This is a genomic window from Kitasatospora sp. NPDC002543 (genome assembly GCF_053594915.1).
The window spans coordinates 12413-27689 of sequence record NZ_JBSFWR010000110.1; the positions used below are offsets into that span (position 1 = coordinate 12413).

At 73.3% G+C, this 15277-nt stretch carries 16 protein-coding genes; 11 read left to right on the forward strand and 5 right to left on the reverse strand.

What is annotated here, in order from left to right:
- Positions 1 to 17: 17 nt before the first annotated feature.
- Positions 18 to 1394, reverse strand: coding sequence for a YihY/virulence factor BrkB family protein (locus ACWD4P_RS32085; RefSeq protein ID WP_449782066.1), 1377 nt, complete (start codon positions 1392 to 1394; stop codon positions 18 to 20).
- Positions 1395 to 1641: 247 nt separating this feature from the next.
- Between ACWD4P_RS32085 and ACWD4P_RS32090 the strand changes: the two genes are divergently transcribed.
- The 11 genes from ACWD4P_RS32090 (at position 1642) to ACWD4P_RS32140 (ending at position 11491) form a co-directional block, all read left to right on the forward strand.
- The gene (locus tag ACWD4P_RS32090) at positions 1642 to 1725 is read left to right on the forward strand and encodes a putative leader peptide (protein WP_310593185.1); all 84 of its coding nucleotides are present in this window, start codon (positions 1642 to 1644) and stop codon (positions 1723 to 1725) included.
- A gap of 197 nt (positions 1726 to 1922) precedes the next feature.
- A complete protein-coding gene (locus ACWD4P_RS32095) occupies positions 1923 to 3647 on the forward strand; it encodes a nitrite/sulfite reductase (protein ID WP_449782067.1) in 1725 nt (574 codons plus the stop codon).
- A complete protein-coding gene (locus tag ACWD4P_RS32100) occupies positions 3644 to 3826 on the forward strand; it encodes a hypothetical protein (protein ID WP_359826007.1) in 183 nt (60 codons plus the stop codon). Before ACWD4P_RS32095 ends, ACWD4P_RS32100 begins: the two co-directional genes overlap by 4 nt.
- Positions 3807 to 4508: a phosphoadenylyl-sulfate reductase gene (locus ACWD4P_RS32105; protein ID WP_449782068.1), complete on the forward strand. Its 702-nt coding sequence runs from the start codon at positions 3807 to 3809 to the stop codon at positions 4506 to 4508. Before ACWD4P_RS32100 ends, ACWD4P_RS32105 begins: the two co-directional genes overlap by 20 nt.
- Positions 4509 to 4569: 61 nt before the next feature.
- Positions 4570 to 5166, forward strand: a complete 597-nt coding sequence (gene cysC / locus ACWD4P_RS32110; protein WP_449782069.1) for an adenylyl-sulfate kinase — start codon at positions 4570 to 4572, stop codon at positions 5164 to 5166.
- Complete coding sequence (cysD, locus tag ACWD4P_RS32115; protein ID WP_449782070.1) at positions 5163 to 6119, forward strand: sulfate adenylyltransferase subunit CysD; 957 nt, start codon at positions 5163 to 5165, stop codon at positions 6117 to 6119. The genes cysC and cysD overlap by 4 nt, the downstream gene beginning before the upstream one ends.
- Before the next feature lie 2 nt (positions 6120 to 6121).
- Positions 6122 to 7465 carry a sulfate adenylyltransferase subunit 1 gene (locus ACWD4P_RS32120; protein WP_359825996.1) on the forward strand — a complete coding sequence of 448 codons (1344 nt, stop codon included), beginning with the start codon at positions 6122 to 6124 and terminating at the stop codon, positions 7463 to 7465.
- A gap of 245 nt (positions 7466 to 7710) precedes the next feature.
- The gene (locus tag ACWD4P_RS32125; protein ID WP_359825993.1) at positions 7711 to 8868 is read left to right on the forward strand and encodes an aliphatic sulfonate ABC transporter substrate-binding protein; all 1158 of its coding nucleotides are present in this window, start codon (positions 7711 to 7713) and stop codon (positions 8866 to 8868) included.
- Positions 8869 to 9047: 179 nt separating this feature from the next.
- Positions 9048 to 9851 (forward strand): ABC transporter ATP-binding protein, encoded by an 804-nt coding sequence (locus tag ACWD4P_RS32130; RefSeq protein ID WP_359825990.1) that lies wholly within the window; start codon positions 9048 to 9050, stop codon positions 9849 to 9851.
- Positions 9838 to 10740, forward strand: coding sequence for an ABC transporter permease (locus tag ACWD4P_RS32135; RefSeq protein ID WP_449782071.1), 903 nt, complete (start codon positions 9838 to 9840; stop codon positions 10738 to 10740). Before ACWD4P_RS32130 ends, ACWD4P_RS32135 begins: the two co-directional genes overlap by 14 nt.
- A 10-nt stretch (positions 10741 to 10750) precedes the next feature.
- Positions 10751 to 11491 (forward strand): sirohydrochlorin chelatase, encoded by a 741-nt coding sequence (locus ACWD4P_RS32140; protein WP_449782072.1) that lies wholly within the window; start codon positions 10751 to 10753, stop codon positions 11489 to 11491.
- 15 nt (positions 11492 to 11506) lie between these two features.
- Here ACWD4P_RS32140 and ACWD4P_RS32145 read toward each other — a convergent pair whose 3' ends face one another.
- The 4 genes from ACWD4P_RS32145 to ACWD4P_RS32160 all read right to left on the reverse strand — a co-directional run bounded on the left by ACWD4P_RS32145 (position 11507) and on the right by ACWD4P_RS32160 (position 14942).
- Complete coding sequence (locus tag ACWD4P_RS32145; RefSeq protein WP_449782073.1) at positions 11507 to 11653, reverse strand: hypothetical protein; 147 nt, start codon at positions 11651 to 11653, stop codon at positions 11507 to 11509.
- A 193-nt stretch (positions 11654 to 11846) separates the two neighbouring features.
- Positions 11847 to 12605 carry an RICIN domain-containing protein gene (locus ACWD4P_RS32150; protein WP_449782074.1) on the reverse strand — a complete coding sequence of 253 codons (759 nt, stop codon included), beginning with the start codon at positions 12603 to 12605 and terminating at the stop codon, positions 11847 to 11849.
- 285 nt (positions 12606 to 12890) lie between these two features.
- Entirely contained in the window at positions 12891 to 14576 is a 1686-nt protein-coding gene (locus tag ACWD4P_RS32155) for a DEAD/DEAH box helicase (protein WP_449782075.1), read from the reverse strand.
- Between the two features lie 159 nt (positions 14577 to 14735).
- Positions 14736 to 14942, reverse strand: a complete 207-nt coding sequence (locus tag ACWD4P_RS32160; protein WP_030060364.1) for a cold-shock protein — start codon at positions 14940 to 14942, stop codon at positions 14736 to 14738.
- Between the last annotated feature and the right edge of the window lie 335 nt (positions 14943 to 15277).

The following is a 15277-nucleotide window of genomic DNA, read 5'->3' on the forward strand; positions in this document are numbered from 1 at the left end:
CGTCCTGCCCGTCCCGCCTACCGCTGTTCCCACGGCGGCCGGGGGGGCCGCGGCGGATACCCGGGCACCTGCTGCCCGGGCGGCCCCGGCTGCGTACCCGACGGCGGCGGACCCGACGGCGGCTGCGGCGGCCCCCCGGACGGCGTCCCGCCCGCCGGCCCCTCGCCCGGCCGGTCGCTGTCCGGCGGCGGCGGGGCCGGCCGGTGGTGCGGCCCGCCCCGGGCGGTGAGCCGGCCGCGCACGTTGTCGGCGGCGAGGACGTCGGCCCACCGCTCCGGGTACTCGGAGGGCACGTCGACGTCCTCGCCCTCGTCCTCGCCCCACTCCTCCTCGACGCCCTCGGCGAGCCCGAGTTCGCGGGCGCGCCGGGCCCGTTCGACGGCCCGCCGGGCGGCGACCTCGCGGACCACCGCGGCGGCGGCCTCCTCCTGGGCGCGCTCGTTCTCGGCGCGCGCGTCGGCGGTCTCCAGGGTGGGCCAGCGGCGGTCTATCGCGGCGTTCATCGCGGCGCCGATGAGCACGGCGAGCGCCACCACGAAGATCCACAGCAGGACGGCCACCGGCGCCGCCAGCGAGCCGTACACGGAGGGGCCCTCGACCGAGCTGACCAGGTAGACCCGCAGGCCGATGCTGCAGAAGACCAGCACCACCAGGGCGACCAGGGCGCCGGGGATGTCCTCGCGCCACGGGGTCGAGACCGGGACGGCCAGGTGGTAGAGGGTGGTCAGCGAGACGATCAGCAGCACGATCGCGACCGGCCAGTAGAGGGCGCCGACCAGCCCGGCGACCCCGGGCACGGCGTTCTCCAGCAGCCCGGGCCCGGCCATCAGCAGCGGCAGCACCAGCGAGCCGATCACCAGGGCCCCGAGGTAGAGGCCGAGCGACATCGTCCGGGTCTTGACGATGCCCCGCTTGCCGTCCAGCCCGTACATGACGGTGATGGTGTCGATGAAGATGTAGAGGGCCCTGGAGCCGGACCACAGCGACAGCAGGAAGCCGATCGAGACGAGGTCGGGCCGGGCGGTGTCGAACACCTGGTTCAGCAGCGGGACCACGACGTCGTTGACGGAGGAGTCCGACAGCACCGTCCCGGAGGCCGCGACGATGTCGTGCTTGAGCCGGTCGATGGTGCCCGCGTCGAGGAACTGGTCGAGGTAGCCGAGGGTGCCGGCGAGGCCGAGCAGCAGCGGCGGGATCGACAGCAGGGTGAAGAAGGCCGCTTCCGCGGCCAGCCCGGTGACCCGGTACTCGACGCAGGTGTTGGTGGTGTCCTTCACCAGTTCCCACGCCGTACGGCGCCAGGTGGCCTGTTTGACCGCGCGCCGGGAGCCCTTGCCCCTGCGCCGGGAGGGCCGCTCGGCGTTCGTTCTGCTCGTATCGCCTGCTGCTTGCACAGGGCCAACCGTATCGGGCCGGGGCCCGGCGGTTGATCTCCCCGGGGGTACGGGCGCGTGCGCGGGCCAATGGCCGGACGCGCGGCCGGGCCCGTGGAGGACGTCGGCCGGACGCGCGGCCGGGCCCGCGGAGGGACGCCGGGCGGGGAGCGGCGGGAACGCCCGGTTGTCCCACATGACGATACGTCAGCGTCCAACATTCGGATGTTAGTGGACCGCGAGTCCCGCGCCGTGCGAATCTCTTGCCATGCCTAGCGCCGGAACCACCCTAGTAGGTCGACTCCACGTCGATCTCCTTCGCGTGTCCAGCGCCATCTGTCCGGTGACCTGAGCTCCCACTCCGCCGCTCCCCGCACCCGGCGCCGATCCTCCCGCCATCCCCGCCGCCGCGGATGCGCAGGCGCCCGCCCGGTCCTGGTCACTGCCCTCAAGGCCTTGAGAAATCCGCAGGTCAGAGCAGCACCGTTCGGCCGAGCACGCCCCGCGACCCATTCGGCGCCAGCGCCACCCGCCCCGAAGGACTTCACCATGGCCACCTCCCCCGAGACCGTCGAGCCCACGGCCGACCGCCCCGCCGAGCGACGCCCCGCGGCGGCCCGCAAGGTGACCCGCCACCGCGGCGAGGGCCAGTGGGGCATGGGGCACTTCACCCCGCTGAACGCCAACGAGCAGTTCAAGAAGGACGACGACGGTCTCAATGTGCGGACACGCATTGAGACGATCTACGCGAAGCGGGGCTTCGACTCGATCGACCCCGCCGACCTGCGCGGCCGGATGCGCTGGTGGGGCCTCTACACCCAGCGCAAGGAGGGCATCGACGGCGGCAAGACCGCGATCCTGGACCCGCACGAGCTGGACGCCGAGTTCTTCATGCTCCGGGTGCGCATCGACGGCGGACGGCTGACCGTCCCCCAGCTGCGGGCGATCGCCGAGGTCTCCGAGCAGTACGCCCGCGGCACCGCCGACCTGACCGACCGCCAGAACATCCAGTACCACTGGATCCGGATCGAGGACGTCCCGGCGATCTGGCAGAAGCTGGAGGCCGTCGGCCTGTCCACCACCGAGGCCTGCGGCGACACCCCGCGCGTCATCCTCGGCTCCCCGGTGGCCGGCATCGCCGAGGACGAGATCATCGACGGCACGCCCGCCATCGAGGAGATCCAGCGCCGTTTCATCGGCAACCCGGACTTCTCCAACCTGCCGCGCAAGTTCAAGTCCGCGGTCTCCGGCTCCCCGCTGCTGGACGTCGCGCACGAGATCAACGACATCTCCTTCGTCGGCGTTGTCCACCCCGAGCACGGGCCCGGCTTCGACCTGTGGGTCGGCGGCGGCCTGTCCACCAACCCCAAGCTGGGTGTGCGGCTCGGCGCGTGGGTGCCGCTGGACGAGGTGCCGGACGTCTTCGGCGGCGTCATCGGGATCTTCCGCGACTACGGCTACCGGCGCCTGCGCAACCGCGCCCGGCTGAAGTTCCTGGTCGCCGACTGGGGCGTGGAGAAGTTCCGCCGGGTCCTGGAGGACGAGTACCTGAAGCGCGCGCTGGTCGACGGCCCCGCCCCGGCCGAGCCCGCCGCCCGCTGGCGCGACCACGTCGGCGTCCACCGGCAGAAGGACGGGAAGTTCTACATCGGCTTCGCGCCGCGCGTCGGCCGGGTCGACGGCAAGCTGCTCGGCCGGATCGCCGACCTCGCCGCCGCCCACGGCAGCGACCGGGTGCGCACCACCGCCGAGCAGAAGATGCTCGTCCTCGACATCGCCGAGGAGCACGTCGACTCCGTGGTGGCCGGCCTGGAGGAGCTCGACCTGCGGGTCACCCCCTCGCCGTTCCGCCGCGGCACCATGGCCTGCACCGGCATCGAGTACTGCAAGCTCGCCATCGTCGAGACCAAGGAGCGCGGCCGCACGCTCATCGACGAGCTGGAGCAGCGCCTGCCGGACTTCACCGAGCCGCTGACCATCAACATCAACGGCTGCCCGAACGCCTGCGCCCGCATCCAGGTCGCCGACATCGGCCTCAAGGGCCAGCTGGTCACCGACGAGCACGGCGACCAGGTCGAGGGCTACCAGGTGCACCTCGGCGGCGCGCTCGGCCTGGAGGCCGGCTTCGGCCGCAAGGTCCGCGGCCTCAAGGTCACCAGCGCGGGCCTGGCCGACTACGTCGAGCGTGTGCTGACCCGCTACCGGGGCGACCGCGCCGAGGGCGAGCGCTTCGCCCAGTGGGCGGCCCGGGCGACCGAGGAGCAGCTGTCGTGAGCGAGCGAGCGGCCCCTTTCTTCTGCCCGTACTGCGGGGACGAGGACCTGCGCCCCTCCGAGGCCGGGCACGGCGCCTGGGAGTGCCACGGCTGCCGCCGCGCCTTCCAGCTGAAGTTCCTCGGCCTGCTGTCACCGACCGACCACGGGGGTACGTCACATGAGCAGCACCGCGACTGACCACGCGGCCCTGGCCGAGCGGGCCGGCCGGGAACTGGAGGAGGCCACCGCGCAGGAGGTCCTCCGGTGGGCCGCCGACACCTTCGGCCGGCGGTTCTGCGTCACCTCCTCGATGGAGGACGCGGTGGTGGCGCACCTGGCGTCCTCGGTGTTCCCGGGGGTGGACGTGGTGTTCCTGGACACCGGCTACCACTTCCCGGAGACCATCGGGACGCGCGACGCGGTGGCCGCGACCATGCCGGTCAACGTCATCACGCTCACCCCGCTGCGCACGGTGGCCGAGCAGGACGCCGAGCACGGGCCGAACCTGCACGACCGCGACCCGGACCTGTGCTGCGCGCTGCGCAAGGTCGAGCCGCTCAACCGGGGCCTGGCCGGCTACGACGCCTGGGCCACGGGGCTGCGCCGCGACGAGTCGCCGACCCGGGCGAACACCCCGGTGGTGTCCTGGGACCCGAAGCGCCGCAAGGTCAAGATCGCCCCGATCGCCCGCTGGACGCAGGAGGACGTGGACGCCTACGTCGCCGCCAACGGGGTGCTGCTCAACCCGCTGCTGTGGGAGGGCTACCCGTCGATCGGCTGCTCCCCGCCGTCCTGCACCCGCAAGCCCGCCGAGGGCGAGGACGCCCGGGCCGGCCGCTGGTCCGGCTCCGGCAAGACGGAGTGCGGCATCCACCTCTGAGACCCCGACCGCCCGGGCGCCGACCGTCCGGGCACCGCCCCCACCGTGTAAGGAAGACACCGTGACAGCTCACACCCAGGCCGCCGACCCCGCCGCAGAGGCGGCCCGCACGGCCGCCCCCTGCGAGCGCGGCGCCACCGTGTGGCTGACCGGGCTGCCCAGCGCCGGCAAGACCACCCTCGCCCTCGCCCTCGCCGGGCGGCTGCGCGCCGAGGGCCACCGGGTCGAGGTCCTGGACGGCGACGAGATCCGCGCGTTCCTCTCCAAGGGCCTCGGCTTCTCCCGCGAGGACCGCCACACCAACGTGACCCGGATCGGCTTCGTCGCCGAGAAGCTCGCCTCCCACGGCGTGAAGGTGCTGGCCCCGGTGATCGCCCCGTTCGCGGACGCCCGGGCCGCGGTGCGCGAGCACCACGGCGCCAACGGCACCGAGTTCCTGGAGGTGCACGTCGCGACCCCGGTCGAGCTGTGCGCCGAGCGCGACGTCAAGGGCCTGTACGCGAAGCAGGCCGCCGGGGAGATCTCCGGTCTGACCGGCGTCGACGACCCGTACGAGGTGCCGCGGGACCCGGAGCTGCGCCTGCAGACCCAGGGCCGCGAGGTGGCCGAGTCCGCCGCCGAACTGCACGTCTTCCTGACCGAGAGGGGCCTGGCATGACCACCGCGACCGACACCCCGGGCCGCACCGGCGCGCCCGAGCAGGACCCGCGGAGCCCGTTCGCGCTGTCCCACCTGGACGCGCTGGAGGCCGAGTCGGTGCACATCTTCCGCGAGGTCGCGGGGGAGTTCGAACGCCCGGTGATCCTGTTCTCCGGCGGCAAGGACTCCATCGTCATGCTGCACCTGGCGCTCAAGGCCTTCGCGCCCGCCGCGATCCCGTTCTCGCTGCTGCACGTCGACACCGGGCACAACTTCCCCGAGGTCATCGCCTACCGCGACCGCGTCGCCGCGCGGCACGGCCTGCGCCTGCACGTCGCCCACGTCCAGGACTTCATCGACCGCGGCGTGCTGCGCGAGCGCCCCGACGGCACCCGCAACCCGCTGCAGACCGTCCCCCTGCTGGACGCCATCGAGACGAACCGCTTCGACGCCGTCTTCGGCGGCGGCCGCCGCGACGAGGAGAAGGCCCGCGCCAAGGAGCGCGTCTTCTCGCTGCGCGACGAGTTCGGCGCCTGGGACCCGCGCCGCCAGCGCCCCGAGCTGTGGTCGCTGTACAACGGCCGCCACGCGGTCGGCGAGCACGTGCGGGTCTTCCCGCTGTCCAACTGGACCGAGCTGGACGTCTGGCAGTACATCGAGCGCGAGGGCATCGAGCTCCCGGAGATCTACTACGCCCACGAGCGCGACGTCTTCGCCCGCAGCGGCATGTGGCTGACCGCCGGCGACTGGGGCGGCCCCAAGGACCACGAGCCCGTCGAGCGGCGGCTGATCCGCTACCGCACGGTGGGCGACATGTCCTGCACCGGCGCCGTCGACTCCGACGCCACCACCATCGAGGCCGTCATCGCCGAGATCGCCGCCTCCCGCCTCACCGAGCGCGGCGCCACCCGCGCCGACGACAAGCTCTCCGAGGCCGCGATGGAAGACCGCAAGCGCGAGGGGTACTTCTAACCATGACCAGCACCACCGCCCAGCACGCCACCGCCACCTCGCTGCTGCGCTTCGCCACCGCCGGCTCCGTCGACGACGGCAAGTCCACCCTCGTCGGCCGCCTCCTGCACGACTCGAAGTCCGTGCTCGCCGACCAGCTGGAGGCCGTCGAGCACGCCTCCCGCAGCCGCGGCCAGGAGACCCCCGACCTCGCGCTGCTCACCGACGGCCTGCGCGCCGAGCGCGAGCAGGGCATCACCATCGACGTGGCCTACCGCTACTTCGCCACGCCGCGGCGCCGGTTCATCCTCGCCGACACCCCCGGCCACGTGCAGTACACCCGCAACATGGTCACCGGGGCCTCCACGGCCGAGCTCGCCGTCGTCCTCGTCGACGCCCGCCACGGCGTCGTCGAGCAGACCCGCCGGCACGCCGCCGTCGCCGCGCTGCTGCGCGTGCCGCACGTCGTCCTCGCCGTCAACAAGATGGACCTGGTCGGCTACGCCGAGCCCGTCTTCGCCGCCATCGCCGCCGAGTTCACCGCCTACGCCGCCTCGCTCGGCGTCGAGGACGTCCTCGCCGTCCCGATCTCCGCCCTCGCCGGGGACAACGTCGTCGAACCGTCCGCGCACATGGACTGGTACGGCGGCCCGACGCTGCTGGAGCACCTGGAGACCGTCCCGGTCGGCAGCGACCCGAGCGACCGGCCGGCCCGCTTCCCCGTCCAGTACGTGATCCGCCCGCAGACCGAGGAACACCCCGACTACCGCGGCTACGCGGGCCAGTTGGCCTCCGGCGTGCTGCGGGTCGGCGACACCGTCACGGTGCTGCCCTCCGGGCGCACCAGCACCGTCGCCGGGATCGACGCCCTGGGCCGCGAGAGCGACGTCGCCTGGGCCCCCCAGTCGGTGACCGTCCGCCTCGCCGACGACATCGACGTCTCCCGCGGCGACCTCATCGCCGCCGGCCCCGCGCCCGTGCCCACCAAGGACATCGAGGCCACCGTCAGCCACCTCGACGAGCGGCCGCTGCGCGCCGGCGACAAGGTCCTGCTCAAGCACACCACCCGCACCGTGCGGGCGCTGGTCAAGGAGATCAGCTACCGGATCGACATCACCGCGCCGATCGGCGAAGGGGGCCTGGAACAGCGCCCCGCCCCCGACGGGCTGGACGTCAACGACATCGGCCACGTCGTCCTGCGCACCGCCGAACCGCTGGCCCTCGACCGCTACACCGACAACCGCCGCACCGGCTCGTTCCTGCTCATCGACCCGGCCGACGGCACCACCCTCACCGCCGGCATGGCGGGCGAGGCCTTCGCCACCGCACCCACCACCGGCACACCCGACGAGGAGGACTGGGTCTGATGCCCAGCGAGGCGTTCTCGGGCATGGACAAGGAAGGCGGCCGCATCGGCAGCGGCGCCCTCGGCAGCGGCCAGGGCGGCCTGGCCCGATGTGTGGGCCGACAGGGCTGAGAACGCCCTGTCACCGGGCTGTCTCCCCCCACAGCCGCCCGGCTTGCCCCGGCACACCGCTGCCGCGCGCACCACCTTCCGCAACCTTCCACCCGAGACCGCCTCCTGACGGTCCGTCCGCGAACAGGACTCACCATGGCACCGAACCCGGCACCCTCGCATACCCTTTCCCGCCCCCACGCCGGGCGGATCAGACGCACCGCCGCCGCGGCCGTGGCCGGCCTGACCGCGGCGGCCCTGCTCTCCGCCTGCGGCTACGGCTCCAAGGCCGACAAGCCCTCCGGCGCGAGCAACTCCGCGGCCACCTCCGGGGATTCCGGGGTGAAGCTGTCCGCGGACACCGTGAAGATCGGCTACTTCGCCAACCTCACCCACGGCACCCCGCTGGTCGGCCTGCAGGAAGGCATATTCCAGAAGGAGCTCGGCTCCACCCAGGTCAAGACCCAGGTCTTCAACGCGGGCCCGGCCGAGATCGAGGCGCTCAACGCCGGCTCCATCGACATCGGCTGGATCGGCCCCTCCCCCGCGATCAACGGGTACACCAAGTCCGACGGCCAGTCCCTGAAGATCATCGGCGGTTCGGCCTCCGGCGGCGTCAAGCTCGTCGCCAACCCGGACAAGGTCGCCTCCCTGGACGACCTCAAGGGCAAGAAGATCGCCACCCCGCAGCTGGGCAACACCCAGGACGTGGCCCTGCTCAACTACCTCGCGGGCAAGGGCTACAAGGTCGACGCGGCCTCCGGCGCCGGCGACGTCTCGGTGGTGCGCACCGACAACAAGGTCACCCCCGACGCCTACAAGTCCGGCTCCATCGACGCCGCGTGGGTGCCCGAGCCCACCGCCTCCAAGCTCGTCACGCTCGGCGCGAAGGTCCTGCTCAACGAGAAGGACGTCTGGCCGGACAAGAAGTTCGTGATCACCAACATCATCGTCTCGCAGAAGTTCCTCAAGGAGCACCCGGACGTGGTGGAGGCCGTGCTGCGCGGCTCGGTGAAGACCAACGCCTTCATCAAGGCCGACCCCGACAAGGCCAAGGCCGACGCCAACGAGGCGATCAAGAAGGAGGCCGGCAACTCCCTGGAGCCCGCCATCCTCGACCCGGCCTGGGCCGACATCGACTTCCTGGACGACCCGCTGGCGAACACCCTCCAGGCCGAGGCCGACCACGCCGTCACCGCCGGGCTGCTCAAGAAGCCCAACCTGAACGGCATCTACGACCTCACCCTGCTGAACAAGGTCCTCGCCGCCCAGGGCCGGCCCGCCGTCGCGGACGCCGGGCTCGGCGCCAAGTAGCGCCCACGGCAGCGCCGTTCGCCCCGAACGCCGCTCGCCCCGACTCCGCGGTCCGGCCCCCGCCCGCCCGGTCGATCCCCGATCGATGCCCACCGGGACGGGCGGGGCCCGGGCCACGGCCCCGACCTCTCCCTCCGTGCCTGGAGGGGCTCATGACCACTCACGCAGGAGGTGCCCGGATGACTCCGGCACTGACCACCTCGGCGGACGCCCCCGACGCCGACGCCCAGGACGGCGCACCCGCCGTCCGGATCTCCCACGTGCACAAGTCCTTCGGCCGCCCCGGCGCCCTGACCCACGTCCTGGACGACATCACCCTCGACGTGGCCCCCGGCGAGTTCGTCACCCTGCTCGGCGCCTCCGGCTGCGGCAAGTCCACCCTGCTCAACCTCGTCGCCGGCCTCGACCGGCCCACCGGCGGCAGCATCGAGGTGCCCGGCGGCCGCCCCGCGCTGATGTTCCAGGAACACGCCCTGTTCCCCTGGCTCACCGCCGGCCGGAACATCGAACTCGCCCTCAAACTGGCCGGCGTCGCCCGCCCCGAACGCCGCGCCGAGGCCGAGCGCCTCCTCGAACTCGTCCGCCTCACCGGCGCGTACGGCAAGCGCGTGCACGAGCTGTCCGGCGGCATGCGCCAGCGCGTCGCCATGGCCCGCGCCCTCGCCCAGGGCAGCAAGGTCCTGCTCATGGACGAGCCCTTCGCCGCCCTCGACGCCATCACCCGCGACGTCCTGCACGACGAGATCACCCGCATCTGGGCCGAACGGCGGCTGACCGTGCTGTTCGTCACCCACAACGTCCGCGAGGCCGTCCGCCTCGCCCAGCGGGTCGTCCTGCTCTCCTCCCGCCCCGGCCGGGTCGCCCGCGAGTGGCGGATCGACCTGCCCCAGCCGCGCCGCATCGAGTCCGCCGGCGTCGCCGACCTGTCCGTCGAGATCACCGAAGAACTGCGTGGGGAGATCCGCCGCCATGGCCAGCACTGACACCACGCTCACCAAGGCCGACCGGGGCACGAGCGACACCGCCGGCGTCGGCGCCGGACTGGACGCCCTCGACGCCGTGACCGCGCAGCGCGGATCGCTCGGCGAGGCGCTGCGCAGCAAGGCCCTGCCGCCGCTGATCGGCGTCCTGGTCGTGCTCGCGCTCTGGCAGGGCGCGTACAGCCTCGAACTCACCTCCTCCTACAAGCTGCCCAGCCCGGCGGACGTGTGGCGCTCCGCCCAGGACCTCTGGTACCAGGGCACGCTGCTCTCCATCGTCTGGACCAGCGTCTGGCGCGGTCTGTCCGGCTTCCTGCTCGCGGTGGTCATCGGCACCCCGATCGGGCTCGTCGTCGCCCGGGTCAGACCGGTGCGCACCGCCATCGGGCCGGTCCTGCAGGGCCTGCAGTCGCTGCCCTCGGTCGCCTGGGTGCCCGCCGCCGTCATCTGGCTCGGCATCAACGACTCCATGATGTACGCCGTCATCCTGCTGGGCGCCGTCCCCTCGATCGCCAACGGCCTGGTGGCCGGCATCGACCAGGTGCCGCCGCTGTTCCTGCGCGCCGGACGCACCCTCGGCGCCACCGGCCTCAGCGGCGCCCGGCACGTCCTCGTCCCCGCCGCCCTGCCCGGCTACCTCGCCGGGCTCAAGCAGGGCTGGGCCTTCTCCTGGCGCTCCCTGATGGCCGCCGAACTCGTCGCCTCCTCACCCGACCTGGGCCGGGGCCTGGGCCGTTTCCTGGAGGACCAGCGCGAGTTCTCCGACATGTCCGGCGTCCTGCTCGGCATCATCCTCATCCTCTTCGTCGGCATCGCCATCGAACTGCTCGTCTTCACCCCGGTCGAACGCCGGGTGCTGCGCAACCGCGGCCTGCTGGCCGCGAGCAAGTGAGGCACCGCTGATGCCCGCCCTCCTCCTGATCGCCCACGGCAGCCGCGACCCGCGCCACGCCGCGACGGTGGCCGCGCTCGTGGAGGAGGTGCGGGCCCGGCGGCCCGGCACCGAGGTCGCCACCGCCTACCTGGACCACTGCGCGCCGCGGATCCCGCAGGTGGTCGAACGGCTCGCCGGAACCGACGCGGTGGCCGTCCCGCTGCTGCTCAACCGGGCGTTCCACGCCAAGCACGACATCCCCGCCGCCCTGCGCGCCGCCGGCTCCCGGCTGCCGGTCGCGGACGTGCTCGGGCCCTCTCCCCTGCTGCTCGCCGCGCTGGACCGCCGCCTCGCCGAGGCCCGCCCGGCGCTCGCCTCGCCGGCCGTCCGGGCCCGGACGGGCGTGGTGCTGGCGGCGGCCGGCTCCTCCGACCCGGCCGCCGACGCCGCGACCCGCGCGCTCGCCGCCGAGTGGCGCCGCACCCGCGGCTGGGCCGCCGTCGAGGTCGCCTACGCCTCCGCCGCGGGCCCGCGCGTCCCTGAGGCCCTCGCCGCCCTGCGCGCCGCCGGCGCCGAGCACACCGCCGTCGCCCCGTACCTGCTGGCCCCGGGCCTCCTGCCCGACCGCATCGCGGCCGCCGCCGGCCAGGCCGGCGCGGACACCCTCGCCGACGTCCTCGGCCCCGCCCCCGAACTGGCCGCCCTCCTCCTGGAACGCCACGACCAGGCCCGCCGCGCCACCCCCGCCGCCCCGGCCCTCACCGCCTGAGCCCGTCCGAGCCGCCTACGAGGCCTTGCGGTGCTGGTACCCGCCCGAGAACCAGTGGGGACGGCAGAAGACGACGTCCTCCACTTCTTCCGGACAGACGCCGTGCCTGGCGATGTGCTCCTCGGAGCGCTCGGTCCAGTAGATCTCACCGTGCGCGAGCATCAGCGTGATGCAAATGCATTGCGCGGCTCAAGATGCCGCCACTCCCCCGGGCGACGGCGCACGGAAGCTCCCGGGGACGCGGGGCGCGGTGGCGCACGTCCCGGCTGGCCCCGGCGGTGCCCGTCCGCCCGGAGTGCGGACCGCCGCCCGGCGGGGGCCGGGCGGCGGGGTGGGCGGGGTGTGCGGCCGGATGTCAGACCGGGAGGTTCCACTTCTGGTTGTCGGCGCCGTTGCAGTCCCAGATGCCGAGCTGGTTGCCGTTGGTGGTGGAGAAGCCGAGGTCGTCCAGGCAGCGGCCGGACTGCGGGTTGAGCAGGGAGCCGTCGCCCCGGGCCTGCCACTGCTGGGCGCCGCTGCCGTTGCAGTCGTAGATCTGCACCAGGGTGGCGTTGCCGGTGTTCCCGCCGGAGACGTCCAGGCACTTGCCGAAGGCGCGGATCGTGCCGTCGGCGCCGATCTTCCACTGCTGGTTGGCGTTGCCGAGGCAGTCCCAGATCTGGACGGGGGTGCCGTTGGCGCCGCTGCCGCCGCGCACGTCGACGCACTTGCTCGCGTATCCGGAGATCTGGCCGGTCGGGCCGGCCGGGACGGCGGGGCCGGAGACGATCCAGCCGGAGGTCGGCATCGCCGGCCACATGCAGATCGCGGTGGCGGTGGAGTTGCCGCTGGTCCAGGCGCCGAACGCGGCCGAGAAGACGGGGAACCCGTTGGTGCCGATGCTCTGGCAGGTGCCGGCGACACGCCAGGTCTGGTTCGGGTCCATGCCCGTACAGGTGCCGACGAAGCCGGTGCCGCCGCGGCCGACGGAACAGCTCGCGGCGGCCAGGGCGCCGGTGCCCGCGGTGGACTGCGAGCCCTGGGCGGTCTGCTCGGCGGCGCCGGCGGCCGGCGCGGTGAGTGCGGCGGCCCCGGCGAGCAGGGCGGTGGCGAACATGGCTGCGGTGCGGCGCATGGAAGGTCCTTCCGGGTCGTGGGATCACGTCGACTCACCGTCCGCGCAACCGTGGTGACGGTGCGTCGGATGTGTGGGCCGCGTGAAAGACTCGGGGGTGCGCGGTCGGCCGTCAACCGGCAGATCGGCGCAACTGCCGGGCGTGGCCGGGCTGATCAGGGCGGTCGGTCCGAGCGGCAATTTCGCCGGGGCGGGGCGGGCGGGCCGCCGGGATGCCGAACGGGCCCCGCACTCCCCCTGACGCGGGGAGGTGCGGGGCCCGTGGGCGCGGTTCGCGGACGGCCGTCAGTCGGCCTTGCGGCGCTGGCGCCCGGTGCCGTAGTTGGAGCCGGACTTGGAGCCGCTGCCGGGCTTGGCACGGCCCGAGGAGCGCCCGATGAAGCCGGCCGCCTGCGGGCGGTCGCCCTGGGCGGCGGCGCCGAGGCGCTGCTTGGGGCGGGGCCGGCGCGGGTTGCCGTTCATGTCGACGTCGGTGGGCAGCGCGGAGCGCTTGCCGGGCCGGCGGCGCGGGGCGCCGGTCTTGGCCCCGGCGGGCTTGTCGGCGCCGGCCTTGGCCTCGGCGGCGGCCTGGTCGTTGGCGACCGGCACGGCCAGCGTGACCGGGACGCCGCTGGGCGTGCGGGCGCCGGTGATCTTGGCCAGGTCGGCGTCGCCCGGGCGGATCTTGGTGACGGTCGGGCGGATGCCGGCCACCGTCATCAGCCGGTTGACCTCGCGGCGCTGCTCGGGCAGCACCAGGGTGACGACCGTCCCGGACTCGCCGGCCCGGGCGGTGCGGCCGCCGCGGTGCAGGTAGTCCTTGTGGTCGGCCGGCGGGTCGACGTTGACGACCAGGTCCAGGCCGTCGATGTGGATGCCGCGGGCGGCGACGTTGGTGGCGATCAGCGCGGTGACGTGGCCGTCCCGGAACTGGTCCAGGACCCGGTTGCGCTGCGGCTGGGACTTGCCGCCGTGCAGGGCGGCGGCCTTCACGCCGTTGGCGAGCAGCTGCTTGGCCAGGCGGTCGGCGCCGTGCTTGGTGTGCACGAACATGATCACGCGGCCGTCGCGGGAGGCGATGTGCGCGGTGGCGGAGGCCTTGTCGGCCTGCTCCAGCTGCAGGACGTGGTGGTCCATGGTGGTGACGGCGCCGGCCGAGGGGTCGACCGAGTGGGTCACCGGGTCGGTCAGGAAGCGCTTGACCAGCCGGTCGACGTTGCGGTCCAGGGTGGCGGAGAACAGCATCCGCTGCCCGCCCTCGGCGACCTGCTCCAGCAGCTTGCTGACCTGCGGCAGGAAGCCCATGTCGGCCATCTGGTCGGCCTCGTCGAGGACGGTGATCGCGACGTCGGAGAGCTTGACGTCACCGCGCCCGATCAGGTCGTCCAGCCGGCCGGGGGTGGCCACCAGCACCTCGGTGCCGCGGCGCACCGCGTTGGACTGCCGGTTGATCGACATGCCGCCGACGACGGTGGTGATCCGCAGGTTGACGGCGGTGGCGTACGGGGTGAGCGCCTCGGTGACCTGCTGGGCGAGCTCGCGGGTGGGCACCAGGACGAGCGCCAGCGGGTGCCGGGCGTCGGCACGGCGTCCGGCGGTGCGGGCGAGCAGCGGCAGGCCGAAGGCGAGGGTCTTGCCGGAGCCGGTGCGGCCGCGGCCGAGCACGTCGCGCCCGGCGATCGAGTCGGGCAGCGTGGCGGCCTGGATCGGGAAGGGCTCGGTGACGCCTTCGCGGCCGAGCGCGGAGAGGATCGCCCTGGGCAGTTCGAGCTCGGCGAAGGAGGCCGCCGGGGGGCGGGGCGGGGTGCCCTGGACCACGGTGAAGTCGGTGGCCTCGGGGACGGCGGAGCGGGACTGCTTGGGGGCGCCGGCGCGGTTGCGCGGCTTGCGCGCGCGGTCGCCGCCCGCGCTGCGGCCGGGCTGGCCGGTGCGGCGGGACTGGTCGGTGGTGCGGGTGCCGCGATCGCGCGGCGGGCGGGCAGGGGTGGTCACGGGATCTCCGTCCGTCGGTCTGCAGCCCGGGCTGCGGGCTGTGTCGGCCGTCGGAAGAAGAGTGCGCCGCCCCGGCCGTACGGCGGCATGAGCGGGGGCCCGCACCGTGAGGTGCGGGCCCCCGCTTCGCGATGATCGCGAGTCAGCGTGGAGCTGACGTCAGCCGATGATCTGGATGTTCTCGGCCTGCGGGCCCTTCTGGCCCTGGGTGACGTCGAACTCGACCTTCTGGCCCTCGAACAGCTCACGGAAGCCCTGAGCCTGGATGTTCGAGTAGTGGGCGAACACGTCGGCGCCGCCGCCATCCTGCTCGATGAAGCCGAAGCCCTTTTCGCTGTTGAACCACTTCACGGTGCCGGTAGCCATAACCGTCTCCTCTAACTGGGGCATCAGGGACCCACACCTCGTGAGTCCCCGTGTAGCCGCGATCCCCATCCGGAGACTGAAACACCGGACAAAACAAATGCGCCTGTCGGTTGGAACCAGCAGGCGCACACCACGTTCATGGGAACCAAAACTGCAACTGCATCGACTGTAGCACGGTGGAACGGGGGTTGACCGGGGATTTTTCCGCCTGGGAGATCACGTTTGGCCGCCCGGGAAAAGGGGCAGCGGGGGGCGCCCCCCCCGGGGGGGCCGCCGGGCCCGCCCCGGCGCGTGTTATACCAAAAGCTTACAAACAAAACAAAAAAAACATAAAA